Raw genomic sequence first — 24,512 nt, forward strand, 5'->3', positions numbered from 1 at the left:
TCGCCAAGGCGGCAGCTCCCGGATGCTCGTGGGTGACCTCCGCGACCCGCGCCCGGAAGCGTGGGTTCAACGGGGTTGAATAGGGCAATGCAGAACCTTCTTCCCGAGCCCCCGGCCACCCGTCTCCCCGCCGAAGTCGAGGCCGACGCGGCCCTGGCCGAGGCCGCGAAGGCCGGCACCGCCGACGCCTACAAGACCGTCGCGGCCCGCTTCCCCTCCTACAGCGGCGGCTGGGCCGCGCTCGCGGCGAGCGCGCTCGCGGAGAAGCAGCCGGTGACGGCCTACGCGTACGCCCGGACCGGCTACCACCGCGGCCTGGACGCGCTGCGCCGCAACGGCTGGAAGGGGCACGGCCCGGTGCCGTGGTCGCACGCGCCGAACCAGGGCTTCCTGCGCTGCCTGCACAGCCTGTCGCTGGCGGCCGCGGAGATCGGCGAGTCGGACGAGGCCGCCCGCTGCGCCCAGTTCCTCCGCGACAGCGACCCGGCGGCGGCCGACGCACTCACCTGATCCCGATCACAGGACCCGCCCCCCGGCTACGGAGGCGCGATTCACACCGCACGAGTGAGTCCTTTGTCCTCAGAGGCAGCACCGCAGGGGTAAGGCGTCTGTTCTCAGGGCCGACCTTGCCCCGGCGGTGCGGCGACCCCTCGGGGCGACCTTGCCCCGGCGGTGCGGCGACCCTCGGGGCGACCTTGCCCCGGCGGTGCGGCGACCCTCGGGGCGACCTTGCCCCGGCGGTGCGGCGACCCTCGAGGCGACCTCGCCCCGGCGGTGCGGCGACCCTCGGGGCGACCTCGCCCCGGCCGTCCGGCGACCCTCGGGGCAGGCCACGCTCGCGGCGGCGTGGCGTTTGCCTTAGGTGACGACAACGGCCAGGCCGCTTGGCCTGGCCGTTGTGCGGATCCGATCGGCGGCTACAGACCCTCGGCGACCGCTGCGGCGATCTTGAGCCAGGAGTCGCGGCTGCCGGCCGACAGCTGGCCGTAGCGCAGCGGCTCGCCCGAGTCGATCAGCTTCTCGTACGGCGCCAGCAGCACCGCGCGGGTGCGGGCCGCGAAGTGGCGCTGGATCGCCGGCAGGTCGATGTCCTTGCGGGTCGGCGGCATCGTCACCACGCTCACCGCCTGGCGGACCAGCCGCTGCCGGCCGCTCTGCTCCAGGTGGTCGAGCATGCGCGCCGCCGTCTCGGCCGAGTCGTTACGGGCCGACATCGTGATCACCAACTGGTCGGTGGCGTCCATCGCCGCCTGCCAGTTCTGCGCCCGGACGTTGTTGCCGGTGTCCACGAAGATCAGCTTGTAGAACCGGCTGACGATCTCCCGGATCTCCGCGAACGCGCCGGCCGTGAGCATCTCGCCGGCCGTCGCGGACTCGTCGGAGGCGAGCACGTCGAACATGCCCTCGCCCTGCGCGCGAACGTACTGGCTCAGATCGCCGACCCGGCCGTGCGAGCCCCGGAACAGCTGCAGGTCGCGCATCATGTCGCGGACCGTGCGGGCGTGGAAGTCCTGCTGCGCCCGCATGCCGAGGGTGCCCTGGGTCTCGTTGTTGTCCCAGGCCAGCACGTAGCCGCCGCGCTTCTGCCCGAAAGTCATCGCCAGCAGCAGCACCGCGACGGTCTTGCCGGCACCGCCCTTCGGGTTGACCACGGTGACCTGCCGCAGCCCGCCGAAGTTGCGCCGGACCATCTCGACGTCCTGCTTGTACTCCTGCTCGCGCTTGCCCGGCGCCAGCCGGACCAGGCCCATGGTGCCCTTCTGCAGCATCGCCCGGGCGCCCATGGTCGCGGTCGGCTCGGCCGGCTTCGCCAGCCGGCGCCGGGCGAACTCCTCGGCGGTCGGCGTGCCGTCCGAGACCCACGGCTGCTGCTGGTACGGGTCTGCCGGCGGCGGCAGCTGCTGCGGGCCGGGTGCGGGCGGGGCCTGTGGGTGCGGCCCCGCGGCCCGTGGGTCGACCGCGGGCGGGTAGGGGCCGGGTGGTGCGGGCGGGTAGGGGCCGGGTGGCGCGGGCTGGCCGTTCGCCGCCCACTGCGGCAGCGGGGCGACCGGCCCGGGCGCGGGCTGACCACGGTGGTGCGGCGGCGGCCCGGGCTGCGGCGGCCCGGGCTGCGGTGGCCCGGGCTGCTGCGGCTGGGGTGCGGCCGGTCCAGGCGGGGTGCCGGTATGGGCCGGGCCGGCGTGCTGCGGTCCAGGCTGCGGTCCAGGCTGCTGTGGGCCGCGCTGCTGGGGGACCGCCGGGCCGGGTGCGCCCTGGCTCTGCGGGTGCGGCGGTGGCTGCACGCCGTTCGGGCCGACCGGGCCCGGCCGGTAGACCGCGCCCTGGTGCTGCGCGTCGCCGCTCTCCGGGCTCTGCCGCGGCGTGACCGCCGGGTAGTAGGCGGCACCGAGGCTCGGCACGATTGCCGTGGTGCGCGGCTCGGCGCCCTCCGCCCCGGTGCGCTGCTCGGGTACCGGGCCGCCGTCGGCGGTGGGCTGCGCGGGCGCCGGGCGCTGCGGCGGCTGAGCCCACGGCGAGTCCGACGCGGCGGCGGCCGGCGCCGTACTGATCGGCGCCGTACTGATCGGCGCCGTACTGATCGGCGCGGCACTGATCGGCGCGGCGGGCGAACCACCGGCCGCGCCGTCCTCCGGAGCTGGGGCGGCGCTCAGCCCGATAGTGGCCTCATCGTCCGAAGCTGGTGGAGCGGGGGAGACGTGCGCCGAACCCGAGAAGTGGCTGGACTCCGCCGCGTGCCGCGGTGCCAGGTTCGGCCAGGGCTGCGCCGGCCCGTCCGGGTTCCCCGTCGGCAGCGGCCGCGGCGGTGGCGCGGGCGCCTGCTGGTGGTAGACCGGTGGCGCCGGCTGGGGCGGTACGGGCCGGTCCGCAGGGCGATACACCACGGGGTCGCCCTGCTGGGGCACGGACACCGGCGGGGCCGGCGGGAGCGGGAATGCCGGCGGCGCGTCCCGGGGCACCGGACCGCCGCCGTGCACCGGAGCGCTCAGCTCCTCCGGCGGCCAGAACGGCTCGACGTCCCGGTCAGGCGGTGTTCCGTTCGTGCCCGGGACGTAGACGCGGTCGGCGTTCTCGTCCTCCACGGATGCGACCTCCCCGTATGTAGAGCCGTATCTGGATGCTGTTTCAGATTATCCCGCGTACACCGCCCAGGCGCCCGGCTCGGTCCACCACGAGCGCTTGCGGCTCATCGTCCCGGCCACGCCGTCGTCGAGGAACTGCAGCTCACCCTCGCGGGGCAGCACCGAAACCGCGCGCCCGCGGGCACGGCGCACCTCTATGCGTACCCGCGGCTTCCTGAATCGTCGCTCGACCAGGACCGGGACCGCAACGGCGACCTCGACCCGGCCGTCGGTCGGGTCTGGTTCGGCGAGCAGCGGCAGGCCGTCGAACTCGGCGTAGGCACCGGCGTTGCCGATCGCGCACGCGATGATCCGGTCGCTGCCGTCGGAGAGCACGGCGTCGTCGACCTCGATCCGGCCGCGCCACGGCACGGCGGCGCCGTTGTCGTCGGAGCCGCCGATCAGCGCGCCGTCGATGGTCACCGAGCCGCCGTCGTTGCGCAGCAGGTCGAGCCGCCGGACGGTGCCGCCGAGCACGGCCGCGGCCACCGCGGCCGGCTCACGCGGCAGGCCGAGTTGGGCGGCGAGGTCGGTGGTGCCGGCCGGGTCGAGCGGCAGGATCGCGATCGGCGGCAGGTCGGGCAGGGTGCGGTTGTCGGCCAGGTCGGCCGGGCGCCGGCTGGGCGGCGGGGCGTACCGCCGGACCAGCCGCCGCATGACGGCGCGCAGCTGGCCGTCCGCCGCCGCGGCGACCACCAGCCGCACCTTGCTGTCGGGGTCGGGCCAGGACAGGCCGTCGGGTCGATCGGCGGCGTCGAACCGGGCGATGACCGCGTCGATCTCCGCGTCGGAGGACGCGGTGACGGTCTCGACCCGCGCACCGGCCTGGGTGAGCGCATCCGCGCACTTCAGCACCGGCACCCGCGGGGTGTCGCAGGCTTGTGTCTCCGCGGGGCCGCAGCCGCCGCAGGCCGAGCCGCAGGCGCCGGCGGAGGAGCCGGCGCCCTCGGCGAGGCTGAGCAGGACGACGTCGTACACCTCAGGCGCCGCTCAGCACCGAGTGCCGCTCGATGACCTCCTCGCGGCCCGGGCCGACGCCGACCACGGAGATCCGCGCGCCGATCCGCGCCTCGACGAACTCGACGAACCGCTGCGCGTTCTCCGGGAGATCGGCGAAGGCGCGGGCGCCGCTGATGTCCTTCTTCCAGCCCGGCAGCGTCTCGTAGATCGGCGTCGCGTGGTGGAAGTCGCTCTGGCTGTACGGCATCTCGTCGTGCCGCACGCCGTTCACGTCGTACGCGACACAGACCGGAATCTCGTCCAGCCCGTCGTAATTGTCCAGTTTGGTCAGCACGAAGTCGGTGACGCCGTTGATGCGCTGCGCGTACCGGCCCATGACCAGGTCGAGCCAGCCGATCCGGCGCGGGCGGCCGGTGGTCGTGCCGTACTCGTGGCCGACCTTCCGCAGGTAGTCACCGACCTCGTCGTGCAGCTCGGTCGGGAACGGGCCCTCGCCGACCCGGCTGGTGAACGCCTTCAGCACCGCGACCACCCGGTCGACCCGCGTCGGCGGGATGCCGGAGCCGGTGCAGGCGCCGCCGGCGGTCGCGTTCGAGCTGGTCACGAACGGGTAGGTGCCGTGGTCGACGTCGAGCAGCGTGGCCTGGCCGGCCTCGCAGAGCACGACCTTGCCCGCGTCCAGCGCCTGCGACAGTTCGAGCGCGGTGTCGGCGACCATCGGCCGCAGCCGCTCGGTGTACGACAGCAGGTCGGCGATGACCTCGTCGGGCTTGATCGCACTGCGGTTGTAGATCTTCGAGAGCACCTGGTTCTTGAACGACAGGGCCGCCTCGACCTTCTGCCGCAGGATCGAGGAGTCGAAGAGGTCCTGCACCCGCACGCCGAGACGGTTCATCTTGTCCGCGTACGTCGGGCCGATGCCGCGACCGGTGGTGCCGATCCGCCGCGCGCCGAGGTAGCGCTCGCTGACCTTGTCGAGGGTGCGGTTGTAGGACGCGATGACGTGGGCGTTCGCGCTGATCCGCAGCCGGGATGTGTCGATGCCGCGGGCCTCGAGCCCGTCGATCTCCTGGAACAGCACCGCGAGGTCGACTACGACGCCGTTGCCGATCACCGGCGTGACGCCGGGGGTGAGGATGCCGCTCGGGAGCAGGTGCAGGGCGTATTTCTCGCCCTCGATGACGACGGTGTGGCCGGCGTTGTTACCGCCGTTGAACTTGACCACGTAGTCGATCCGGTCGCCCAGGAGGTCCGTGGCCTTGCCCTTGCCCTCGTCGCCCCACTGGGCGCCGACCAACACGATCACCGGCACTTGACTGACGCCTTCCGTTGACACACGTCGTACGCGGAGAGGCCCGGGTACTGCCGAAGTTTACGCGACCCCGCAGCTCACCGCCGTTCGGTCCCGACAGGCGGCACTCGGTTATCCACAGGTCGGCGGCGAGTTATCCACAGGCGGTCATCCGGCCGTAGCAGCACGTTTACTGTGGACCGCGGACGAGGAGGAATGGTGATCGGCGGCGGGCCGTAGGATCTGCGGCGTGCGTGTACTTCTGATCGGATCCGGCGGCCGCGAGCACGCCCTTGCCGTCGGCCTGGCCGCGGACCCCTCGGTGGAGAGCCTGACGGCGGCCCCGGGCAATCCGGGCATAGCCACCGTCGCCGAGCTGCGCGAGGTCAAGGCCGACGACCCGGCCGCCGTGGCGGCGCTCGCCGTCGAGCTGGCCGCCGACCTGGTGGTGATCGGCCCGGAGGCGCCGCTGGTCGCCGGCGTCGCCGACGCGGTGCGGGCCAAGGGCATCGCCTGTTTCGGCCCGAGCGCCGCGGCCGCCCGGCTGGAGGGCTCGAAGGCGTTCGCCAAGGACGTGATGGCGGCGGCGGGCGTGCCGACCGGCCGCTCGCACGCCTGCACCACCGCGGAGCAGGCCGCGGCCGCGCTCGACGAGTTCGGCCCGCCCTACGTGGTGAAGAACGACGGCCTCGCCGCGGGCAAGGGCGTCGTGGTCACCGCGGACCGCGAGGCCGCGCTGGAGCACGCCCGTGACTGCGGCCGGGTGGTCATCGAGGAGTACCTGGACGGGCCCGAGGTGTCGCTGTTCGTGGTGACCGACGGGACGGCCGCGGTGCCGCTGATGCCCGCGCAGGACTTCAAGCGGGTCGCCGACGGCGACGAGGGGCCCAACACCGGCGGCATGGGCGCGTACGCGCCGCTGCCCTGGGCGCCGGCCGACCTGGTCGAGCGGGTGATGGCCGAGACCGTGCTGCCGACGCTGGCCGAGATGCGCGACCGGGGCACGCCGTTCGCCGGGCTGCTCTACGTGGGGCTGGCGCTGACCGGCAAGGGGCCCCGGGTGATCGAGTTCAACGCCCGGTTCGGCGACCCGGAGACCCAGGTCGTGCTCGCGCTGCTCGCCTCGCCGCTGGGCGGGCTGCTGCACGCGGCGGCGACCGGCACGCTGGCCGACCTCCCGCCCCTGCGCTGGCACGGCGGCTCGGCGGTCACGGTGGTGGTGGCGAGCCACAACTACCCGGGCACCCCGCGTACGGGTGACGTCATCTCCGGCGGCGAGCAGCCCGGCGTGATCCACGCGGGCACCGCTCGCCGGGCGGACGGCGCGCTGGTCTCGGCGGGCGGCCGGGTGCTCAGCGCGACGGCGACCGGCCCGGACCTGGCCGCGGCGCGCGCGGCGGCTTACGCCCTCGTGGACGGCATCACGCTGGAGGGCTCGCACCATCGCGGCGACATCGCCCTCGGCGCGGTGGAAGGCCGGATCAAGCTCTGACACGCAGAACGCCCCGGCCGGGCCGCTAGGGCCGGCCCGCCGGGGCGTTTCGTGCCGGGTGCGCTGCTGCGCGGGTACTCCGGTCAGTTCTTCGGGATGTCGAAGAGCTTGGCCACCTGGGCCGCCAGGCCGAGGTCGCCCTTCGCCTTGATCTTGCCCGTCATGAACATCATCATCGGGTTGCCATCGCCCGTCACGACCTTGAGGAAGGTCACCGGCTCCATGGTCATGCTGAGCTTCGGCTCGCGGGCCGGCTGGTTCGTGACCGTGCAGGCGCCGTTCTCGATCACGGTCTCGTAGCTGTCCGTGCTGCCGCCCGGGCCGCCCGAGATGTTCCAGTGGATGACGGCCTGCGTCGCCCCGGCGCGGTCCGCGCGGAACAGCGTGGGCATGCGGTTGAACACCTCGTCAAGGATCTTGTTCCGGTTCTCCGCGGCCATCACCTCGGCGAGCTTGGAGTCCGGAGTGGACTTGACGAGCTGTGCGAACTCCGCGGGGCCGATCGCGGCGAACGACTCTGGGCTGAAATCAGTCATCGGTGGACCTTTCGGAATGAGCGCCAGACCTACTCGCGGGTAACCCTAGCGATAACCGCGTCATATTGCAGTGTCTCAACCGCCGAACAATTGTTGGACAGTGAGGCCCGTCTCTGTCAAACTCCCCAACATGTCTTTGGGAGATGGACCCGAGCGCCGGCAGGCCGCGCTGCGGGCGATGGCACACCCGGTCCGGCTGCGGATCCTGTCGTTGCTGACGAGCGCGCCGCTCACCGCCGCGGACGTCGCCCGCGAGCTCGTCCTCACTCACGCCAACGCCAGCTACCACCTGCGCAACCTGCTGTCCGCCGGCCTGATCGTGCCGGCCGGCGAGGAGCGCATCCGCGGGGGCGTCGCCAAGCGCTACCGCTATGACGCGGACTGCGCGCGCGACACCGGGACGCTCCGGGACCAGCACGCCGCGGACGCCCAGCGCGCCCTGACCGCGGCGGTGGCCAACGAGCTGATCCGTCGCACGGCCGAGGCCGACTGGTCCGTCGCCGGCCTGCTGGTCGACGCCGAGCTGTGGGTCGACCCCGAGGTCTGGCGCGAGACCCGCGCCCGGATCGCCGAGGCCGCCCGCGCCCTGCACGACGCGGCCCGGCCGCCGCACACCCCCGGCACCGTCCGCGCCAACACCACCATCGCCATGTTTCACATGGAGGACTCATGAGTGGTGCTTTTGCGCCGCTGCGCCTCGCGCCGTTCCGCTTCCTGCTCGCCGGCCGCACGATCAACGCACTCGGCAACGCGATCGCGCCCATCGCGCTGGCCTTCGCGGTCCTCGACCTGACCGGGTCGCCACGCGACCTCGGCCTCGTCGTCGGCGCCCGGATGCTGGTCAACGTCGTGTTCCTGCTCTTCGGCGGCGCGCTCGCCGACCGCCTGCCGAAACACCTGCTGATGGTCGGCGCGAGCGTCGCGGCGGCGCTCACCCAGGCGGCGGTGGCCGCACTGGTCCTCTCCGGTACGGCGACGGTGCCGCTGCTGATCGCCCTGTCCGCGGCCAACGGCATGGTCAGCGCGCTGGCCCTGCCGGCCTCGTCGGCGATCGTGCCGCAGCTCGTCCCGGCAGACATCCGCCAGCAGGCGAACGCCCTGAACCGGCTCTTCCTCAACGGCGCGGTCATCGTCGGCGCCCCGCTCGGCGGCGTGATCGTCGCGACCTCCGGCCCGGGCTGGGGCATCGCGATCGACGCCGCCGCCTTCGCCCTCTCGGCGGTCGCGTTCGGCCTGCTCCGCGTCCCGCCCGCGGCCGGAGCACCGGCCGCCGCCGCGCGCAGCGGCATCATCACGGACCTGCGCACCGGCTGGACCGAGTTCCGCAGCCGCACCTGGCTGTGGGTCGTCGTCGCCGGCTTCAGCGTCATCAACGCGGCGCTCAGCGGCGGGATCAGCGTGCTCGGCCCGGTGGTGGCCGACGAGACCGTCGGCCGCCGGGCCTGGGGCCTCGTGCTCGCCGCGCAGACCGTCGGCATGGTGCTCGGCGCCGTGCTCGCCCTGCGGCTGCGAGTGCGGCGGCTGCTGTTCGTCGGGGTGCTCTGCACCGCGTTCGAGGTGCTGCCGATGCTCACCCTCGGCGTCGCGCCGCATCTCGGGCTGCTGCTCGGCGCCGCGTTCCTGGCGGGCGCCGGCATCGAACAGTTCAGCGTCGCGTGGGAGACGACGATGCAGGAGCACATCCCCACCGACCGGCTCGCCCGCGTCTACTCCTACGACATGGTCGGCTCCTTCGTCGCGATCCCCATCGGGCAGGTCGCCGCCGGGCCGATCGCGGAGGCGGTCGGGGTCGAGTCGACGCTGGTCGGCGCCGCCGCGCTCATCGCGTTCGCCGTCGCCGGGATGCTGAGCAGCGGTTCCGTGCGTAACCTGCGGCACCGTCTGCCGACGAGCGAACAGGCCGCCGGGCGGACCATGGAAGAATCGGCGCCGTGAGCATCCCGAACGTCCTCGCCAGCCGCTACGCGTCCGCCGACCTCGTCGACCTCTGGTCGCCGGAGGAGAAGATCCGGATGGAGCGCCGGCTGTGGCTCGCGGTGCTGCGAGCGCAGCGGGACCTCGGTGTGGCGCTGCCGGACGGCGTGGTCGAGGCGTACGAGGCGGTGGTCGACGATGTCGATCTCGCGAGCATCGCCCGGCGCGAGCGGGTCACCCGGCACGACGTGAAGGCGCGCATCGAGGAGTTCAGCGCGCTGGCCGGGCACGAGCACATTCACAAGGGCATGACCTCGCGCGACCTCACCGAGAACGTCGAGCAGCTGCAGATCCGGGCCTCGCTCGAGCTGGTACGCAGCCGCGTCGTCACCGCCCTGGCCCGGCTCGCCGAGCGGGCGCTCGAGCACAGCGACCTGGTGCTGACCGGGCGCTCGCACAACGTCGCGGCGCAGGCGACCACGCTGGGCAAGCGGTTCGCCAGCGCCGCCGAGGAGCTGCTCATCGCGTACGAGCGGCTGGACGACCTGATCGGGCGCTACCCACTGCGCGGCATCAAGGGTCCGGTCGGCACGGCCGCCGACCAGCTCGACCTGCTCGACGGCGACGCGGCGAAGCTGGCCGAGCTGGAGCGCAAAGTCGCGGCGCATCTCGGCTTCGAGCGGGTGCTCACCAGCGTCGGCCAGGTCTATCCGAGGTCGCTCGACTTCGACGTGGTCTCGGCGCTGGCCCAGGTCGTCGCCGCGCCGTCGTCGCTGGCCACCACGATCCGGCTGATGGTCGGCCAGGAGCTGGCCACCGAGGGCTTCAAGCCGGGCCAGGTCGGCTCGTCGGCGATGCCGCACAAGATGAACACGCGCTCGTCGGAGCGGGTCAACGGCCTCGCGGTGATCGTCCGCGGCTACCTGTCGATGGTCGGCGAGCTGGCCGGCGACCAGTGGAACGAGGGCGACGTCTCCTGTTCGGTGGTCCGCCGGGTGGCCCTGCCGGACGCGTTCTTCGCGACCGACGGCCTGTTCCAGACCTTCCTGACGGTGCTCGACGAGTTCGGGGCGTACCCGGCGGTGACCGCGCGCGAGCTGGACCGCTTCCTGCCCTTCCTCACCACCACCAAGCTGCTGGTCGCGGCGGTGCGCAAGGGTGTCGGCCGCGAGCTGGCGCACGAGGTCATCAAGGAACACGCGGTGGCCGTCGCGCTGGCGATGCGCGAGCAGGGAATCGCGGAGAACGACCTCTTCGACCGCCTGGCGGCCGACGGCAGGCTACCGCTCTCCCGTGCGGAGATCGACGCGCTGGTCGCGGACCGGGCGGCCTTCATCGGCGCGGCCCCGGCGCAGGTCCGGGCGGTGGCGGAGCGGGTTGCGGAGATCGTCGCGGCCCACCCGGAGGCGGCGAAGTACGCCCCGGCGCCGATTCTTTAGTTCTCTGGTTGGTGCCGTCGGGGCGCGGCGGAGCTTCCATCGCGCCGCACCCCGACGGAGAAATCAGACGCCTGCGACCGAGGTGATCCATGCCCGGTTGTAGGCGACACTGCCGTAGTACTGCCGGCTCTGGCCGTCCGCGGTCGACGCCACGCCGACCTGGGCGCCGTTGTAGACCTCCGGGCCGCCGGAGTCGCCGCGCCACGCGTTGCCGTTGATCCTGGTCGATCCGATCGCCCGGCCGCCGTACGCGTCGGTGACGTTGGTCGAGGTGACCTGGACCGTCGCGGTCTTGAGCACCGACGAGGCGGCGCAACCGCTGTAGCAGGTCTGTCCCCAGCCGTAGAGCGAGTTCGTCGAGCCGACGGGCGGGTACGCGCTGGACAGCGGCATGTAGCTGGTCGAGACGGAGCTGCTCAGCCGCATGAGCGCGAGGTCGTAGCGGGTCGAGGTGGAGCTCACCGTGCGGGTGACGCCGCCCGAGGTGCGGTTGACGCTGCCGACCCGGACCGACATCGTGCCGCTGATGCAGTGCCGGGCGGTGAGCACGTAGTTCGCCGAGATGATCGTGCCGGAGCAGGTGAAGCTGCCGTTGCTGAAGACGGCGGCAGCCCAGGGTGCCGAGGAGACGGTGCTGCCGCCGATGATCTGGTCCGGCCCGTCCGCGGCGGCGTTGGCGGCTGCGGGGACGGCCAGGCTGCCGGCCAGGGCGGTGGCCAGAGAGGCGACGACGATGCGAATGCGCACGTCGAGCTCCTTCCGAAGGTCAGTCGATGCTGGGGGATTCATCGAACTATTTCGACCGAACGTTAGGGTTGGCTGCCGACCGCGACAAGACTCCAGTTCACACATATCACCGTGTGATGACGCGGGTGACCGAATGTGATCACCCGACACCTCGCGGTGATCTCCTCGGTGGTCGAGATCACGGGCGAGATTCCCTGCTCAGCGGCGTTGCCGTCGGCCTGCCGACACCGGCCGATGGGCCGCACGGGAGTCGTACAGGGTAGGCTGTGGCCGCTCGCCCCTTAGAGGGCCACCCAACTGCGCACCTACACAGTCAGGAGTGCCCGTGGCTCGCGTCGTCGTCGACGTCATGCTCAAGCCGGAGATCCTCGATCCGCAGGGCCAGGCAGTCGCCAACGCGCTGCCGCGGCTCGGCGTCAGTGACATCTCCTCTGTACGCATCGGGCGCCGGATCGAGATCGAGTTCGCCGGCGAACCCGACCTCGACACCGCTCGCGAAATCGCCGACAAGCTGCTCGCCAACCCGGTCATCGAGGACTTCTCGATCCGGGTCGACGAGAGCGCCGGTGACGCCGCTCAGATGAGCGCGTGACCATGCGGATCGGAGTCGTCACCTTCCCGGGTTCGCTCGACGACGGCGACGCGGCCCGCGCCGCGCGGATCGCCGGCGCCGAGCCCGTGCGCCTCTGGCACGGCGACCCGGACCTGCACGGCGTCGACGCCGTGGTCCTGCCCGGCGGTTTCTCCTACGGCGACGCGCTCCGCTGCGGCGCCATCGCCCGGTTCGCCCCGGTCATGGAGACCATCGCCGACGCCGCCCGCGGCGGCCTGCCGGTGCTCGGCATCTGCAACGGCTTCCAGATCCTCTGCGAGGCCCACCTGCTGCCGGGCGCGCTCACCCGCAACCAGCACCTGCACTTCCGCAACCGCGACCAGCACCTGCGCGTCGAGTCGGCGTCGACGGCGTGGACGAACGCGTTCACCGCCGGGAGCGAGATCCTGATCCCGGTGAAGAACGGCGAAGGCTGCTTCGTCGCGGACAAGCGGACCCTCGACGAGCTCGAGGGCGAGGGCCGGGTCGTCGCCCGATACACGCGCGGCAACCCGAACGGTTCGCAGCGTGACATCGCCGCGATCACCAACGCGGCCGGCAACGTGGTCGGCATCATGCCGCACCCGGAACACGCGGTGGAGGCGCTGACCGGCCCGTCGCTCGACGGCCTCGGCTTCTTCACCTCCGCACTGCGGCACCTGGCCGGAACGGCCGCGGGCGGGCAGCTCACAGGGGGAGCCCAGCGATGACCACCCAGCACGACACGGCGACCAGCGGCGCCGAAGCGCCGCTGGGGGTACCGAACCAGCCGCCGGTGGCGTCCGACCAGCCGGCCAAGCCGAGCGGCTTCGCCGCCACCGATGTGCTGGTCAACCAGTTCGACGGGGGACCGGACACCGTCGAGCGGGCGCTGAACACCGGCGACGAGCTGCAGCCGCACACCGAGCTCGGCCTCAAGGACGACGAGTACGACCGGATCCGTCAGATCCTCGGCCGCCGCCCCACCGCGTCCGAGCTGGCGATGTACTCGATCATGTGGAGCGAGCACTGCTCCTACAAGTCGAGCAAGGTGCACCTGCGCCAGTTCGGCGAGAAGGCCCCGAAGAACACCCGGATGCTCGCGGGCATCGGCGAGAACGCCGGCGTGGTCCAGATCTCCGACGAGCTCGCGGTCACCTTCAAGGTCGAATCGCACAACCACCCGAGCTTCGTCGAGCCCTACCAGGGCGCGGCGACCGGCATCGGCGGCATCGTCCGCGACATTCTCGCGATGGGCGCCCGCCCGATCGCCGTGATGGACCCGCTGCGCTTCGGTGCCGCGGACCACCCGGACACCGCGCGCGTGCTGCCCGGCGTCGTCGCCGGCATCGGCGGCTACGGCAACTGCCTCGGCCTGCCCAACATCGGCGGCGAGATCGTCTTCGACCCCTGCTACCAGGGCAACCCGCTGATCAACGCGCTGAGCATCGGCGTGCTGCCGGTCGAGCGCCTGCAGCGCAAGGAGGCGGCCGGCGTCGGCAACGTCGTCGTCCTGATGGGCGCGCGCACCGGCCGCGACGGCATCGGCGGCGTCTCCGTCCTGGCCTCCGCGACGTTCGACGAGGGCGCCGAGCAGCGCCGCCCGTCGGTGCAGGTCGGCGACCCGTTCATGGAGAAGCTGCTCATCGAGAGCTGCCTCGAGCTGTACGACGCCGGCCTGGTCGTCGGCATCCAGGACCTCGGCGGCGCGGGCCTGACCTGCGCGCTCACCGAGACCGCCGCCGCCGCCGGCACGGGCATGCGGGTCTACCTGGAGCGCGTGCCGCTGCGCGAGGCCTCGATGTCGCCGACCGAGATCCTGGCCAGCGAGTCGCAGGAGCGCATGCTCCTGATCGTCGCGCCGGAGAAGCTCGAGGACGTGCTCAAGGTCGCCGAGAAGTGGGGCGTCTGGGCCACGAACATCGGCGAGGTCACCCCCAGCGAGACCGACGGCCAGCCCGGCCGCCTGGTGATCAGCTGGAACGACCACATCGTCGTGGACGTGCCGCCCGGCTCGCTCGCCGACGACGGCCCGGTCTACGCCCGGCCGATCCGCGAGCCCGCCGACCTGATCCTGCTGCAGGCCGACCGCGCCGAGACGCTGCCGCGTCCGTCCACCGCGGACGACCTGCGCGCCACGGTCCTGCGGATGATCGCCTCGCCGAACCTGTGCGACAAGAGCTGGGTCACCGAGCAGTACGACCGGTACGTGCTCGGCAACACCGTGCTCGCCCAGCCCGAGGACGCCGGCGTGCTGCGCATCGACGAGCGCACCGGGCTCGGCGTCGCGCTCTCGGTCGACGGCAACGGCCGCTACGCCCGCCTCGACCCCTACGAGGGCGCGCGGCTGGCGCTGGCCGAGGCGTACCGCAACGTCGCCGTCACCGGCGCCGACCCGATCGCCGTCACCGACTGCCTGAACTTCGGCTCGCCCGAGGACCCGGCGGTCATGTGGCAGTTCGCCGAGGCCGTCCGCGGTCTCGCCGACGGCTGCCAGGAGCTCGGCATCCCGGTCACCGGCGGCAACGTCAGCTTCTACAACCAGACCGGTGCGGCCGCGATCCACCCGACCCCGGTGGTCGGCGTGCTCGGCGTCTTCGCCGACGTGGCGCGCCGCGTTCCGATGGGCTTCCCGCCGCCGGCCGGCGACGGCGACCTGCTCTTCCTGCTCGGCGACACCCGGTGCGAGCTGTCCGGCTCCGAGTGGGCGTGGGTCACCCACGGCCACCTGGGCGGCCGCCCGCCGAAGGTCGACCTCGCACACGAGCAGGCGCTGGGCCGGTTGATGGCCCAGGCGGCCGAGCGCGAGCTCGTGGTCGCGGCGCACGACCTCTCCGACGGCGGCCTCGCCCAGGTGCTGGTCGAGTCCTGCCTGCGGCGCAACGTCGGCGCCCGGATCGCGCTGCCCGAGCTGGACGCGACCAGCACGCCGTTCGTGTGGCTGTTCAGCGAGTCGGCGGGCCGTGCCCTGGTGACGGTGCCTCGCGGACACGACAAGGCGTTCGTGGCGCTCGCGGCGGAGCACAACGTCTCCTGCGCGCAGGTCGGCGTCACCGCGGCGGAGCCCGTGCTCGAGGTGCAGAACGAGTTCTCGATCGGGCTGGACGAGCTGCGCGAGGCCCACACGGCGACGCTGCGCAACCTGTTCGGCGGCCCTGCTGAGATCGTCCCGGTCGAGACGATCGCTGCCCAGGCCGCGCCGGCCCAGCCGGCCGCCGCGCCCGCAAAGGCCGCGCCGACCGCGTCGCAGGATGCAACGGGTTCGCCGGCGGCCGAGGTCGCGGAGGTGCCGGGCGGTCCGATCACGCCGGAGCCGGAGCAGTCCGACGAGCCGGAGAGCAAGGGCTGACAGCAGGACGATCAGAACGCCACGGCAGGGCACCAGCCCGGCCGTGGCGTTTCTGCTTAGCACGGGTCAACCGACTTATGGCCTGACCGGTGCACCCGGCGTCGGGCGACCGCGCCGCTGAGGAACCCCGCGACCCGGGTGGCGCGACCTTCTCAAGACGCACGAGAAAAAGCCGGCCCCGTCAGTAGACGGGGCCGGCTTCGGTGATTCGGTGGATCAGTCGTCCATCCAGTCGAGCGGACGTCGCTGACCCGGGCGGTTCGCCTCCGGCGGCGGCGGTCCGCCGTGGCGCCCGCCCTGCTGCTGCTCCGCGCCGTAGTAGCCGCCCTGGTCGGCGCCGTAGCCGCCCTGGCCGACGTACCCGCCTGGCTGCTGCGGCTGCGGACCCCGGCCGCCGGGCTGGCCGTACCCGCCGGGCTGGCCGCCGTACGCCGGGTCGGCGCCGCCGTAGCCGCCCTGGTCGGCGTAGCCGTCGGCCTGGTCGTAGCCGCCGCCCGCGGGCGCGCCGTAGCTGCCGTTGCCGCCGTAGGCCTGGCCGCCCTGGGCCCCGCCGTAGGCGCCGCCGCCGGCGGGCGGTCCGTAGGCGTTGCCGTTGTCGACCGCGCCGCCCTGGCCGTCCCATGAGCCGTAGCCGCCGCCCTGGTCGGCCGGCTCGGCGGGAGCGCCGTAAGCGCCCCCGGCGTAGCCGTTGCCGCCGCCCTGGTAGGCGCCGCCCCGGGGGGCCGGTGCCTGGCCGGCGTAGTCGTCGCCGCCCTGGCCGTAGCCGCCGTTCTGGCCGTACGCCGGGTCGGCGCCGCCGTAGCCGCCCTGATCGCCGTAGCCGGGCTCCTGCGGGTAGCCGCCGGGCTCCGGCCGGTACATGCCGGTGGGCTCGTCGTAGCGCTGCTGCGGCGGCTGCTCGTAGCCACCCTGGGGAGCGCCGTACGGTGCCGCCTGGTCGTAGCCGTCCGGCTCGTCGTAGCCGCCCTGTGGTGCGCCGTAGGCGTTGCCGCCGTAGGCGTCGCCGGCCTGCTCCGGGTAGCCGCCCTGGGCCGGCACAGCAGCGCCGCCGTACTGGTTGGCGGCGCCGTACGCACCCGCCGCGGCACCCGCCGCACCGGCGGCGCCCGCCGCACCCCAGCCACCGGGCGCGTTGTAGCCGCCGCCCTGAGGCATCGGCGCGCCGTACGGGTCCGGGAACTCGTCGACGACCGGGGGCGCGCGGTGGATCATCGTCGGGGCGTCCCCGATGGACGGTGCGCCCGAGCGCGGAGCGATCATCGTGGCCTGTGCGCCCATCGGCGCGCCGGCCAGCCGGGTCTCGCCGGCACCGGGGTACCGGTTGGCGCCCGCGGGTGCCGCCGCCGCACCGAGCGGTGCGTCCGCGCCGTCGGCGCCGTCGGCATCCTCTCCGGCCTTGCGGCGCATCAGCACCAGCACGATCGCGCCGATGCCGGCCGCGACGAGCAGGCCGCCGAGGATGATGAAGAGCATCGAGCCGGAGCCCTCGTCCGTGCCCGAGGTCGGCGTCTGGTCGAGCGCCGCGGCGCTGTCGTCGACGGCGGGGTCCGTGGCCTCCTCGCTGACGTCGTCGGTCGGCTCGGCGCTCGCGCTTGCCGTCGCGGACGGGCTGGTGGACGGCGAGGCGCCCGCCTTCAGCTTGATGGTGAGCGGCACGTTGATCGACTTGCCGGAGCTGCCCTGCGCGTTCACCGAGGCGACGTCGTAGCCGCCCTTGGTGGCGGCGACGGCCAGCGCGCCGACCGCGATGGGCTTGCTGTCGCTGCTGGTGAAGGAGTAACCACCGTCGCCGTTCGTGGTGGTGTCGTACTGGTGGTTCTGGCTGTCGCGCAGGCCGACCAGCGCACCCGCGACGGCCTTGCCCTCCTGGTCCTTCACCTTGCCGCTGACCTGGCGCACGGTCTGTGCCTGTTCCGGCCCGCGCAGGGTGACGTCGCGGCCGGCGTTGCCGCTCTCGCCGCCGATGTCCGCGGAGACCTGGATCCGGGTGTTCTTGGTATCGCCCGGGTCGACCGCGCCGGCCTTCAGCTTGGCCGTGTAGTTCTTGACCTCGTTCGGGCCGATCGGCTCGTCGAAGTTGCACTGCCCGCTGCAGGACATGCCGTTGGCGCTGACCACGACCGTCACGGTCCCGGCCTCGGCGTTCCGATTGGTCACCTTGTAGGTGAGCGTGGTCTCGCCGCCCGACGGGACGTCACCCGACGACAGTGAACTCACGGTTACAGTCGGTGCTGTCGCTTGGGCCGCTGAGGGCGCGGCGACGAGAACGCCACCGATCAGTGCCAGGAACGCACCGGCCTGGAGAGCCCTGGCTCGTAGGTGCGTTGTCACGTCCACCGCCTTCCGGGTCGCACGGTCACACCGGGCTGCCTTCGAACTGCCCTAAGATCCCGCGACGAGTACACACCGTCGGCCACTATGCCCTGTCACACGACGTCGGCGCGACCCAGGGCCGCCTGGTTCTTATCCGAAGCCGGGTCGTATTGTCCCGACGTGTCTCCTGCGCACAATAAATCCGAGTCCGTGCAAGACGCGTTGGACGCGCTGGATCGGGGCGACGAACCCGAGCGCACGGTGCTTCGCGACGCTGTCCGGGCGCTGCTGGGCGAGTTGGCGCGGACCGCGCCCGGCCGATCGGTGGAGGTCCGTATTCCACCTTTCGGTGCGATTCAGTGCGTAGCGGGTCCGCGTCACACCCGGGGCACCCCGCCCAATGTGGTCGAGACCGATCCGATGACCTGGCTGCTGCTCGCCACGGGGCGCCTGACCTGGGGTGACGCCGTGGAGTCCGGCCGGGTGCGGGCCAGTGGAATACGCACAGATCTGACTCCGTACCTCCCTGTGCACCCGAGTTGACCGCTCTCCGGCTCGCGTACACTGGTCGGTCGGAAGAGACCCGCAAGTCCGAGCAGATCAGCATGAGGGAGCAAGCGCGTGCCCCGAGGCGACGGCCGGTTGACCGACGATCTCGACCCCCAGGACCGCGGACCTCGCGATGCCTGCGGCGTCTTCGGGGTCTGGGCCCCTGAGGAAGAGGTCGCGAAACTCACCTATTTCGGGCTTTTCGCACTTCAGCACCGGGGCCAGGAGGCAGCGGGCATCGCCGTCAGCGACGGCTCGGGCGTTGTGGTCTACAAGGATCTCGGTCTGGTCTCGCAGGTCTTCGACGAGCCGACCCTGGCCAGCCTGCGCGGGCACCTTGCCATCGGGCACACCCGCTACTCGACCACCGGCGGCTCGAACTGGGAGAACGCCCAGCCGACGATCCGGGCCACCACCGCCGGCACCACGATCGCGCTGGCGCACAACGGCAACCTGGTCAACACCGCCGAGCTCGCCCGTGAGATCGCCGAGCGCGGGCTCGAGGCCGACATGGGCACCTCCGACACCGCGCTGGTGACGACGCTGCTGGCCAGCCGTCCCGACCTGTCGGTCGAGGCCGCGGCCGTCGAGGTGCTCCCGCGGCTGCGTGGCGCGTTCAGCTTCGTCTTCATGGACGAGGGCACGCTGTACGCGGCCCGCGACGCCCAGGGCGTCCGTCCGCTGGTCCTCGGCCGGATGGAGCGCGGCTGGGCGGTCGCCAGCGAGACCGCCGCCCTCGACATCGTCGGCGCGAGCTTCGTCCGCGAGGTCGAGCCCGGCGAGATCATCGCGATAGACGAGCACGGCCTGCGCTCGACCCGCTTCGCGGCGCCGGAGCCGAAGGGCTGCCTCTTCGAGTACGTGTACCTCGCCCGGCCGGACACGACGATCGCCGGCCGCAACATCTACTCGGCCCGGGTCGCGGTCGGCCGCAAGCTGGCCAAGGAGCACCCGGTCGAGGCCGATCTCGTCATCGGCGTACCGGAGTCGGGCATTCCGGCCGCGATCGGCTACGCGGAGGCCTCCGGGATCCCCTACAGCGCGGGCTTCATGAAGAACGCCTACGTCGGCCGCACCTTCATCCAGCCCTCGCAGACGATCCGCCAGCTCGGCATCCGGCTGAAGCTGAACCCGCTGCGCGAGGTCGTGCGCGGCAAGCGGATCGTCGTGATCGACGACTCGATCGTGCGCGGCAACACCCAGCGGGCCCAGATCCGGATGCTGCGCGAGGCCGGCGCCCTCGAGGTGCACGTGCGGATCTCGTCGCCGCCGGTGAAATGGCCCTGCTTCTACGGCATCGACTTCGCGACCCGGGCCGAGTTGATCGCCAACGGCCTGGAGATCGACGGCATCCGGCGCTCGATCGGCGCGGACTCGCTCGGCTACGTTTCGCTGGACGGCCTGGTCCAGGCGACCGAGCAGCCGAAGACGCGGCTCTGCATGGCCTGTTTCGATGGGCAGTATCCGATCGAGCTGCCGGCGGGTCACCTTATCGGCAAGCACCTGCTCGAGGGTGTCGGCAAGCGCGCCACCATGCCCGACGCCACCGCGCACGCAAGTGCCGCGCTGGCCGGGCTCGAGCCGGAGCATGAGGACGAGCAGTACCCGGAGGACGAGCGGGAGACCGCTAAACCCCTGGTGGGCAGCCCTGGCGGCGCCGACGCCCTGCGTCGACCGTAAATAACAGGTCCGCACACCGGAACCACCAGCACCACCCGAGAAGTCGTAGACCGCGGCACCGACAGTTGCAACCGCGCGGGCAACCGCGCACTAAGGGGAGAACCGTGACGCACGTGTCCGAGCGCAACAGTGCCGGATCCAGCGGTGCTGAAGGCGCCGACCACCAGCCGTGGTCGGCGGGTGCCGGCCGGAGCGGGCGCAAGCGCACGGTGACGTACGCGGACGCCGGTGTCTCGATCGACGCCGGCGAGCGCGCGGTCGAGCTGCTCAAGTCCAAGGTCAAGCGGACCACCCGCCCCGAGGTCATGGGTGACCTGGGCGGCTTCGCCGGCCTCTTCAAGCTCAACACCCAGAAGTACAAGAGCCCGATCCTGGCGTCGTCCACCGACGGCGTCGGCACCAAGCTGGTGATCGCCCAGCAGCTCAACATCCACGACACGATCGGCATCGACCTGGTCGCCATGGTCGTCGACGACCTGGTGGCGTGCGGTGCCGAGCCGCTCTTCCTGCTCGACTACATCGCCTGCGGCGAGGTCGTGCCGGACAAGGTCGCGGAGATCGGCGCCGGCATCGCGGACGGCTGCCGCTACGCCGGCTGCGCGCTGCTCGGCGGCGAGACCGCCGAGCACCCCGGCGTGCTGCGCCCGGACGAGTACGACGTCTCGGCGACCGGCGTCGGCGTGGTCGAGGAGAGCGAGATCCTCGGCGCACACCGGGTCGAGATCGGCGACGCGGTCATCGCCATGCGCTCGTCCGGCCTGCACTCCAACGGCTACTCGCTGGTGCGCCACGTGCTGCTCGGCGCCGGCCGGATGCGCCTGGACACGGTGGTCGAGGACTTCGGCCGGCAGCGCACCCTCGGCGAGGAGCTGCTGACGCCGACCAAGATCTACGCCAAGGACTGCCTCGGCCTGATCGAGGAGGCCGACGTCCGCGCGTTCTCGCACGTCACGGGCGGCGGCATCCCCGGCAACCTGGTCCGGATCCTGCCGGAGCACGCCGACGCGGTCGTCGACCGCTCGTCGTGGCGCCCGCAGTCGATCTTCGACCTGATCCAGGCCAAGGGCCGGATCGAGGACACCGAGATGGAGGCCACGTTCAACATGGGCGTCGGCATGTTCGCGATCGTCTCCTCGGACGACGCGGACCGGGCGATGGCCTACCTGACCGGCCGTGGCGTCGAGGCCTGGCAGGTCGGCGAGGTCATCGAGGGCACCGGCCAGGTGCAGATGGTCGGCCAGTACACCCGAGGCTGAAGTATCCCTTGCCTGGTGTGAAATGATCCGCGCGTGTCGATGTGTTGGCACGCGCGGATCATTTTTTCAACAGAAGGGTGGACGACGGCACCTAGCCTGACGACGAACGGGGGTGTATCAGCGGTGGCAGGCCTATGGAGCGGTATGCGGGGCATCGCGCCGGTGCCCACCTATGTCGTCATGCAACCCACCACCCTCTGCAACCTCGACTGTTCCTACTGCTACCTGCCCTTCCGGCAGGTGGACCGGAGGATGTCCGTCGAGGTCGCGCAGGCCGTCGCCGCGTCGGTGAACCCCTGGTCGCGTACGGGAAGGTTCTCGGTGGTCTGGCACGGCGGCGAGCCGCTCGCCGCGGGCCGCGACCACTTCGCGGCGCTGCTGGCGCCGTTCGAGGCCGCCGTCGAGCACCATGTGCAGACCAACGCGACGCTGATCGACGACGCCTGGTGTGAGTTCCTCGCCGACCGCCAGATCCGGGTCAGCGTGAGCGTGGACGGGCCGGAGGCGCGCAACGGCGACCGGGTGACCCGCGGCGACCGGCCGGCCTATGACCGGATCGTGCGCGGCATCGAGGCCCTGCGCCGGCACGGGATTCCCTTCTCCGCGCTCTGCGTGGTCGGCCGGCCGGAGCCGGGCCTGGCCACCGAGCTGTACGACTACTTCCTCGACCTCGGCTGCGACGTCCTCGGCATCAACGTCGAGGAGCTCGAGGGGGTCAACAAGCGCGACAACCGGCATCCGGCGGCCGACGTGACGGCGTTCTGGGCCGAGCTGGTCGGCGCCTGGCGCCGCGACCCCCGGATACACCTGCGCGAGATCGAGTGGTCCCTGCGGTACGCGGCCGCGGCCCTGGACGGCACCGCCGACGAGGTGCTGCCCCGGCGGCTGGACCCCATACCGACCGTCGCGCACGACGGCAGTGTGGTGTTGCTCTCACCCGAGCTGGCCGGCTTCGACGACCCCCGGTACGGCGACTTCTCCAGCGGCAACGTGCTCACGACGCCGCTCGGCGAGATCCTGGCCCGGGCGGCGGAGACGCCGTGGATCCGTGAGTTCCTCGACGGCGTCGAGTCCTGCCGCGCACAGTGCCCGTACTTCGGCTTCTGCGGCGGCGCGCACGCCGCCAACCGCTACTTCGAGCACGGCCGGTTCGACGTCACGGAGACTGACCACTGCCGCAACAGCAAGATTCGCCTACTGGAGGGAGTGCTGGACCATGCCCGAGATCACGAGCCCACGGCCGTCTGACCGCGTGGAGACGGATCCCGTGACGGCACGGCCGGACCAGACCCGTACCGGGCTGGCCGCGCTCATCGACGAGGCGGAGGCGGCCCGGCAGCGGCGCGCGGAGGCCACGACGAAGGACGGCTCGGCGGTCTGCGCCTGGAACCACTTCGAGAACATCCCGACGTTCTACAACTGGAACAACCGCCCCCGCTGAGGTCGCGGTTCATGAAGCCCACGCGGTGTTCACCGCGTGGGCTTCATAGTTCCCGTCGGGATGACCACGGAATGACCACGACACACGGAAGCACGCGGTAAGCCGCGTGCTCTGTGCAATACGGGTCAGCGCCTCGTAGGCGACCAGGGGTCCTGGTCGTCGTCCGCGTCGTCCTCGTCATCGTCGTCGACGAACTGATCATCGTCGTCGTTGAAATGATGGTCGGACTTACCACCGGCACCCGCCAGTTCGCGCTGCAAGGCGGTGAGGTCGGTGTTCGGGGAGTGGTACTTCAACTCCCGGGCCACCTTCGTCTGCTTGGCCTTAGCACGGCCGCGCCCCATGGCTCGACCCCCTCGCACAGAATTCGGGGCAGCCCGAAGGCGGGCCCCGATGACGTCAGGCATCTCTCGTGGGTCTTACGGTACATGGACGATGCCTGCTTCGGCACCTCGGGTTGCGTGTACCACCATCGCGCGTCCTCGCTTGTCACGGACCCGACGCGCGATGGTGTACAAACCGCGCAACCTTCCGGGGTGCCGCCCGGCCTCCGCGGCGGGTCAGCTCAGGAAGATGCTCCGGAGCCGGCCGACCTCCGCCATGCGGCGCTCGGCGAGCCGGTCGGCGGCGACCGCCGGCGGCACGCCCTCGTTCTCGGCGAGGCGCAGGATCTCACCGGTGGTGGCGAAGATCCGGGTCGCCCGCAGCTTGGCCCGCTCGAAGTTGAAGCCCTCGATCTCGTCGGCCACCTGGATCACGCCACCCGCGTTGACCACATAGTCGGGTGTGTAGAGGATGCCGCGCTCCTCGAGGAGCTTCTCGATGCCGGAGTGCGCCAGCTGGTTGTTGGCGCCGCCGGTGACGATCTTGGCGCGCAGCGCCGGCACGGTGTCGTCGTTGAGCGCACCGCCGAGCGCGCAGGGCGCGTACACGTCGATGTCGCTGGTGATCAGGGTGTGGGTGTCCGCGACGAGGTCGATCTGCGGGTACGTGGTGCGGGCCCACCCGAGCGCGGCCTCGTTGACGTCGGTGGCGACCACCGAGGCGCCGTCCTCGATCAGGTGACCCGCCAGGTACTTGCCGACCTTGCCCAGCCCGGCGATGCCGACCCGGCGCCCGGCCAGCGTCGGCGTGCCCCAGGTGTGCTCGGCCGCGGCGCGCATGCCCTGGAAGACGCCCCACGCGGTCAGGATCGACGAGTCGCCCGCGCCGCCGTACTCGAGGCTGCGGCCGGTCACGTAGCTGGTCTCGCGGGCGATGACGTCCATGTCCGGCACGTAGGTGCCGACGTCACAGGCGGTGTAGTAGCGGCCGCGGAGCGACTCGACGAACCGCCCGTACGCCCGCAGCAGCCCCTCGGTCTTGATCTGGTTCGGGTCGCCCCAGATCACGGCCTTGCCGCCGCCGAGGTCGAGTCCGGCCAGCGCGTTCTTGTACGCCATGCCGCGGGAGAGGTTGAGGACGTCGGTGAGCGCCGCCTCCTCGCTCTCGTACGGGTAGAACCGGGTGCCGCCCAGCGCGGGCCCGAGGGCCGTGGAGTAGATACCGATGATCGCCTTCAGGCCGGTGTGCCGGTCCTGGCAGAAGACGACCTGCTCGTGCCCGGCGGCATCGGTGCCGTCGCTGCTTACGAACACGCCCATGACTGCTCACTCCTACAGGTGTGTTGGTCGGCCCTTGTGGGGCCTGGCTGCCTGCTCCGGCTGGGTGTGCCGGACATCAGCGAGCCTAGTGCCTGTTTCGGACAGGGGGCCGGGCTGCGTCGGGCCCAGCTGCCGCCTGGCCGCACGCCGGGATTGCCCGGATACCGGTGTTGTATCCGGGTGATCCCGGCGTGCGGCCAGCCAACACCTGG

21 protein-coding genes are annotated in these 24,512 nt (G+C 72.1%); 13 read left to right on the forward strand and 8 right to left on the reverse strand.

Annotated features, from left to right (window positions below; all coding sequences use genetic code 11):
• Window positions 1-87 precede the first annotated feature (87 nt).
• Window positions 88-510 (forward strand): DUF3151 domain-containing protein, encoded by a 423-nt coding sequence (locus tag ACIBSW_RS37215; RefSeq protein ID WP_354725476.1) that lies wholly within the window; start codon window positions 88-90, stop codon window positions 508-510.
• 407 nt (window positions 511-917) lie between these two features.
• Here ACIBSW_RS37215 and ACIBSW_RS37220 read toward each other — a convergent pair whose 3' ends face one another.
• Genes ACIBSW_RS37220 through ACIBSW_RS37230 form a run of 3 tightly spaced genes read right to left on the reverse strand, consistent with a single transcriptional unit; the run spans window position 918 to window position 5,391 of the window.
• The gene (locus tag ACIBSW_RS37220) at window positions 918-3,080 is read right to left on the reverse strand and encodes a chromosome partitioning protein (protein WP_354725474.1); all 2,163 of its coding nucleotides are present in this window, start codon (window positions 3,078-3,080) and stop codon (window positions 918-920) included.
• Window positions 3,081-3,128: 48 nt separating this feature from the next.
• Window positions 3,129-4,097, reverse strand: a complete 969-nt coding sequence (locus ACIBSW_RS37225) for a diacylglycerol kinase family protein (protein ID WP_354725472.1) — start codon at window positions 4,095-4,097, stop codon at window positions 3,129-3,131.
• 1 nt (window position 4,098) lies between these two features.
• Complete coding sequence (locus ACIBSW_RS37230) at window positions 4,099-5,391, reverse strand: adenylosuccinate synthase (protein ID WP_354725471.1); 1,293 nt, start codon at window positions 5,389-5,391, stop codon at window positions 4,099-4,101.
• A gap of 229 nt (window positions 5,392-5,620) precedes the next feature.
• On the opposite strand from ACIBSW_RS37230, the gene purD reads away from it, so the two are divergent.
• Window positions 5,621-6,862: a phosphoribosylamine--glycine ligase gene (purD, locus tag ACIBSW_RS37235; protein WP_354725469.1), complete on the forward strand. Its 1,242-nt coding sequence runs from the start codon at window positions 5,621-5,623 to the stop codon at window positions 6,860-6,862.
• A gap of 83 nt (window positions 6,863-6,945) precedes the next feature.
• On the opposite strand, the gene ACIBSW_RS37240 is transcribed toward purD, so the two are convergent.
• Window positions 6,946-7,398, reverse strand: a complete 453-nt coding sequence (locus ACIBSW_RS37240) for an SCP2 sterol-binding domain-containing protein (protein ID WP_184998204.1) — start codon at window positions 7,396-7,398, stop codon at window positions 6,946-6,948.
• Between the two features lie 130 nt (window positions 7,399-7,528).
• Between ACIBSW_RS37240 and ACIBSW_RS37245 the strand changes: the two genes are divergently transcribed.
• The 3 genes from ACIBSW_RS37245 to purB are packed head-to-tail and all read left to right on the forward strand — an operon-like array spanning window position 7,529 to window position 10,751.
• Window positions 7,529-8,071 (forward strand): helix-turn-helix domain-containing protein, encoded by a 543-nt coding sequence (locus tag ACIBSW_RS37245; RefSeq protein WP_354725467.1) that lies wholly within the window; start codon window positions 7,529-7,531, stop codon window positions 8,069-8,071.
• The gene (locus ACIBSW_RS37250; RefSeq protein WP_354725465.1) at window positions 8,068-9,333 is read left to right on the forward strand and encodes an MFS transporter; all 1,266 of its coding nucleotides are present in this window, start codon (window positions 8,068-8,070) and stop codon (window positions 9,331-9,333) included. The genes ACIBSW_RS37245 and ACIBSW_RS37250 overlap by 4 nt, the downstream gene beginning before the upstream one ends.
• Window positions 9,330-10,751, forward strand: coding sequence for an adenylosuccinate lyase (purB, locus tag ACIBSW_RS37255; RefSeq protein WP_354725463.1), 1,422 nt, complete (start codon window positions 9,330-9,332; stop codon window positions 10,749-10,751). The genes ACIBSW_RS37250 and purB overlap by 4 nt, the downstream gene beginning before the upstream one ends.
• A gap of 63 nt (window positions 10,752-10,814) precedes the next feature.
• Here purB and ACIBSW_RS37260 read toward each other — a convergent pair whose 3' ends face one another.
• Window positions 10,815-11,498 carry a trypsin-like serine protease gene (locus ACIBSW_RS37260; protein ID WP_354725461.1) on the reverse strand — a complete coding sequence of 228 codons (684 nt, stop codon included), beginning with the start codon at window positions 11,496-11,498 and terminating at the stop codon, window positions 10,815-10,817.
• A gap of 325 nt (window positions 11,499-11,823) precedes the next feature.
• On the opposite strand from ACIBSW_RS37260, the gene purS reads away from it, so the two are divergent.
• Genes purS through purL form a run of 3 tightly spaced genes read left to right on the forward strand, consistent with a single transcriptional unit; the run spans window position 11,824 to window position 15,418 of the window.
• Window positions 11,824-12,090 (forward strand): phosphoribosylformylglycinamidine synthase subunit PurS, encoded by a 267-nt coding sequence (gene purS, locus ACIBSW_RS37265; RefSeq protein WP_354725459.1) that lies wholly within the window; start codon window positions 11,824-11,826, stop codon window positions 12,088-12,090.
• Window positions 12,087-12,800, forward strand: a complete 714-nt coding sequence (purQ, locus tag ACIBSW_RS37270; protein ID WP_354725457.1) for a phosphoribosylformylglycinamidine synthase subunit PurQ — start codon at window positions 12,087-12,089, stop codon at window positions 12,798-12,800. Before purS ends, purQ begins: the two co-directional genes overlap by 4 nt.
• Window positions 12,797-15,418, forward strand: a complete 2,622-nt coding sequence (gene purL, locus ACIBSW_RS37275; protein WP_354725455.1) for a phosphoribosylformylglycinamidine synthase subunit PurL — start codon at window positions 12,797-12,799, stop codon at window positions 15,416-15,418. Before purQ ends, purL begins: the two co-directional genes overlap by 4 nt.
• 216 nt (window positions 15,419-15,634) lie before the next feature.
• Here the strand turns inward: purL and ACIBSW_RS37280 are convergent, their stop codons facing one another.
• Window positions 15,635-17,635 (reverse strand): carboxypeptidase-like regulatory domain-containing protein, encoded by a 2,001-nt coding sequence (locus ACIBSW_RS37280; protein WP_354725453.1) that lies wholly within the window; start codon window positions 17,633-17,635, stop codon window positions 15,635-15,637.
• Window positions 17,636-17,911: 276 nt separating this feature from the next.
• Here ACIBSW_RS37280 and ACIBSW_RS37285 point away from each other — a divergent pair, with 276 nt between their 5' ends.
• The 5 genes from ACIBSW_RS37285 to amcA all read left to right on the forward strand — a co-directional run bounded on the left by ACIBSW_RS37285 (window position 17,912) and on the right by amcA (window position 22,657).
• Window positions 17,912-18,274: a sterol carrier family protein gene (locus tag ACIBSW_RS37285; protein WP_354725451.1), complete on the forward strand. Its 363-nt coding sequence runs from the start codon at window positions 17,912-17,914 to the stop codon at window positions 18,272-18,274.
• A gap of 78 nt (window positions 18,275-18,352) precedes the next feature.
• On the forward strand, window positions 18,353-19,960 hold the full coding sequence (gene purF, locus ACIBSW_RS37290) for an amidophosphoribosyltransferase (RefSeq protein WP_354725449.1): 1,608 nt from the start codon (window positions 18,353-18,355) through the stop codon (window positions 19,958-19,960).
• A 104-nt stretch (window positions 19,961-20,064) separates the two neighbouring features.
• Window positions 20,065-21,216, forward strand: a complete 1,152-nt coding sequence (purM, locus tag ACIBSW_RS37295) for a phosphoribosylformylglycinamidine cyclo-ligase (RefSeq protein WP_184998195.1) — start codon at window positions 20,065-20,067, stop codon at window positions 21,214-21,216.
• Window positions 21,217-21,360: 144 nt separating this feature from the next.
• On the forward strand, window positions 21,361-22,464 hold the full coding sequence (gene amcB / locus ACIBSW_RS37300) for a cyclophane-forming radical SAM peptide maturase AmcB (protein WP_354725448.1): 1,104 nt from the start codon (window positions 21,361-21,363) through the stop codon (window positions 22,462-22,464).
• On the forward strand, window positions 22,433-22,657 hold the full coding sequence (amcA, locus tag ACIBSW_RS37305; protein WP_354725447.1) for a multiple cyclophane-containing RiPP AmcA: 225 nt from the start codon (window positions 22,433-22,435) through the stop codon (window positions 22,655-22,657). The genes amcB and amcA overlap by 32 nt, the downstream gene beginning before the upstream one ends.
• A gap of 125 nt (window positions 22,658-22,782) precedes the next feature.
• On the opposite strand, the gene ACIBSW_RS37310 is transcribed toward amcA, so the two are convergent.
• Together ACIBSW_RS37310 and ACIBSW_RS37315 are read right to left on the reverse strand one after the other, a co-directional pair.
• Window positions 22,783-23,001: a DUF3073 domain-containing protein gene (locus ACIBSW_RS37310; protein ID WP_184998193.1), complete on the reverse strand. Its 219-nt coding sequence runs from the start codon at window positions 22,999-23,001 to the stop codon at window positions 22,783-22,785.
• A gap of 216 nt (window positions 23,002-23,217) precedes the next feature.
• On the reverse strand, window positions 23,218-24,300 hold the full coding sequence (locus tag ACIBSW_RS37315) for a Glu/Leu/Phe/Val dehydrogenase dimerization domain-containing protein (protein WP_354725445.1): 1,083 nt from the start codon (window positions 24,298-24,300) through the stop codon (window positions 23,218-23,220).
• Window positions 24,301-24,512 lie beyond the last annotated feature (212 nt).

The organism is Actinoplanes sp. NPDC049668 (assembly GCF_044465445.1).
GTDB lineage: Bacteria > Actinomycetota > Actinomycetes > Mycobacteriales > Micromonosporaceae > Actinoplanes.

Excerpts from the sequence above, each read along its gene's own strand:
- ACIBSW_RS37215 (WP_354725476.1), top strand. The coding sequence starts at position 88 with ATGCAGAACCTTCTTCCCGAGCCCCCGGCCACCCGTCTCCCCGCCGAA.
- ACIBSW_RS37240 (WP_184998204.1), bottom strand. The coding sequence starts at position 7,398 with ATGACTGATTTCAGCCCAGAGTCGTTCGCCGCGATCGGCCCCGCGGAG.
- ACIBSW_RS37245 (WP_354725467.1), top strand. The coding sequence starts at position 7,529 with ATGTCTTTGGGAGATGGACCCGAGCGCCGGCAGGCCGCGCTGCGGGCG.
- ACIBSW_RS37250 (WP_354725465.1), top strand. The coding sequence starts at position 8,068 with ATGAGTGGTGCTTTTGCGCCGCTGCGCCTCGCGCCGTTCCGCTTCCTG.
- purL (WP_354725455.1), top strand. The coding sequence starts at position 12,797 with ATGACCACCCAGCACGACACGGCGACCAGCGGCGCCGAAGCGCCGCTG.
- amcB (WP_354725448.1), top strand. The coding sequence starts at position 21,361 with ATGCGGGGCATCGCGCCGGTGCCCACCTATGTCGTCATGCAACCCACC.
- amcA (WP_354725447.1), top strand. The coding sequence starts at position 22,433 with ATGCCCGAGATCACGAGCCCACGGCCGTCTGACCGCGTGGAGACGGAT.
- ACIBSW_RS37310 (WP_184998193.1), bottom strand. The coding sequence starts at position 23,001 with ATGGGGCGCGGCCGTGCTAAGGCCAAGCAGACGAAGGTGGCCCGGGAG.
- ACIBSW_RS37315 (WP_354725445.1), bottom strand. The coding sequence starts at position 24,300 with ATGGGCGTGTTCGTAAGCAGCGACGGCACCGATGCCGCCGGGCACGAG.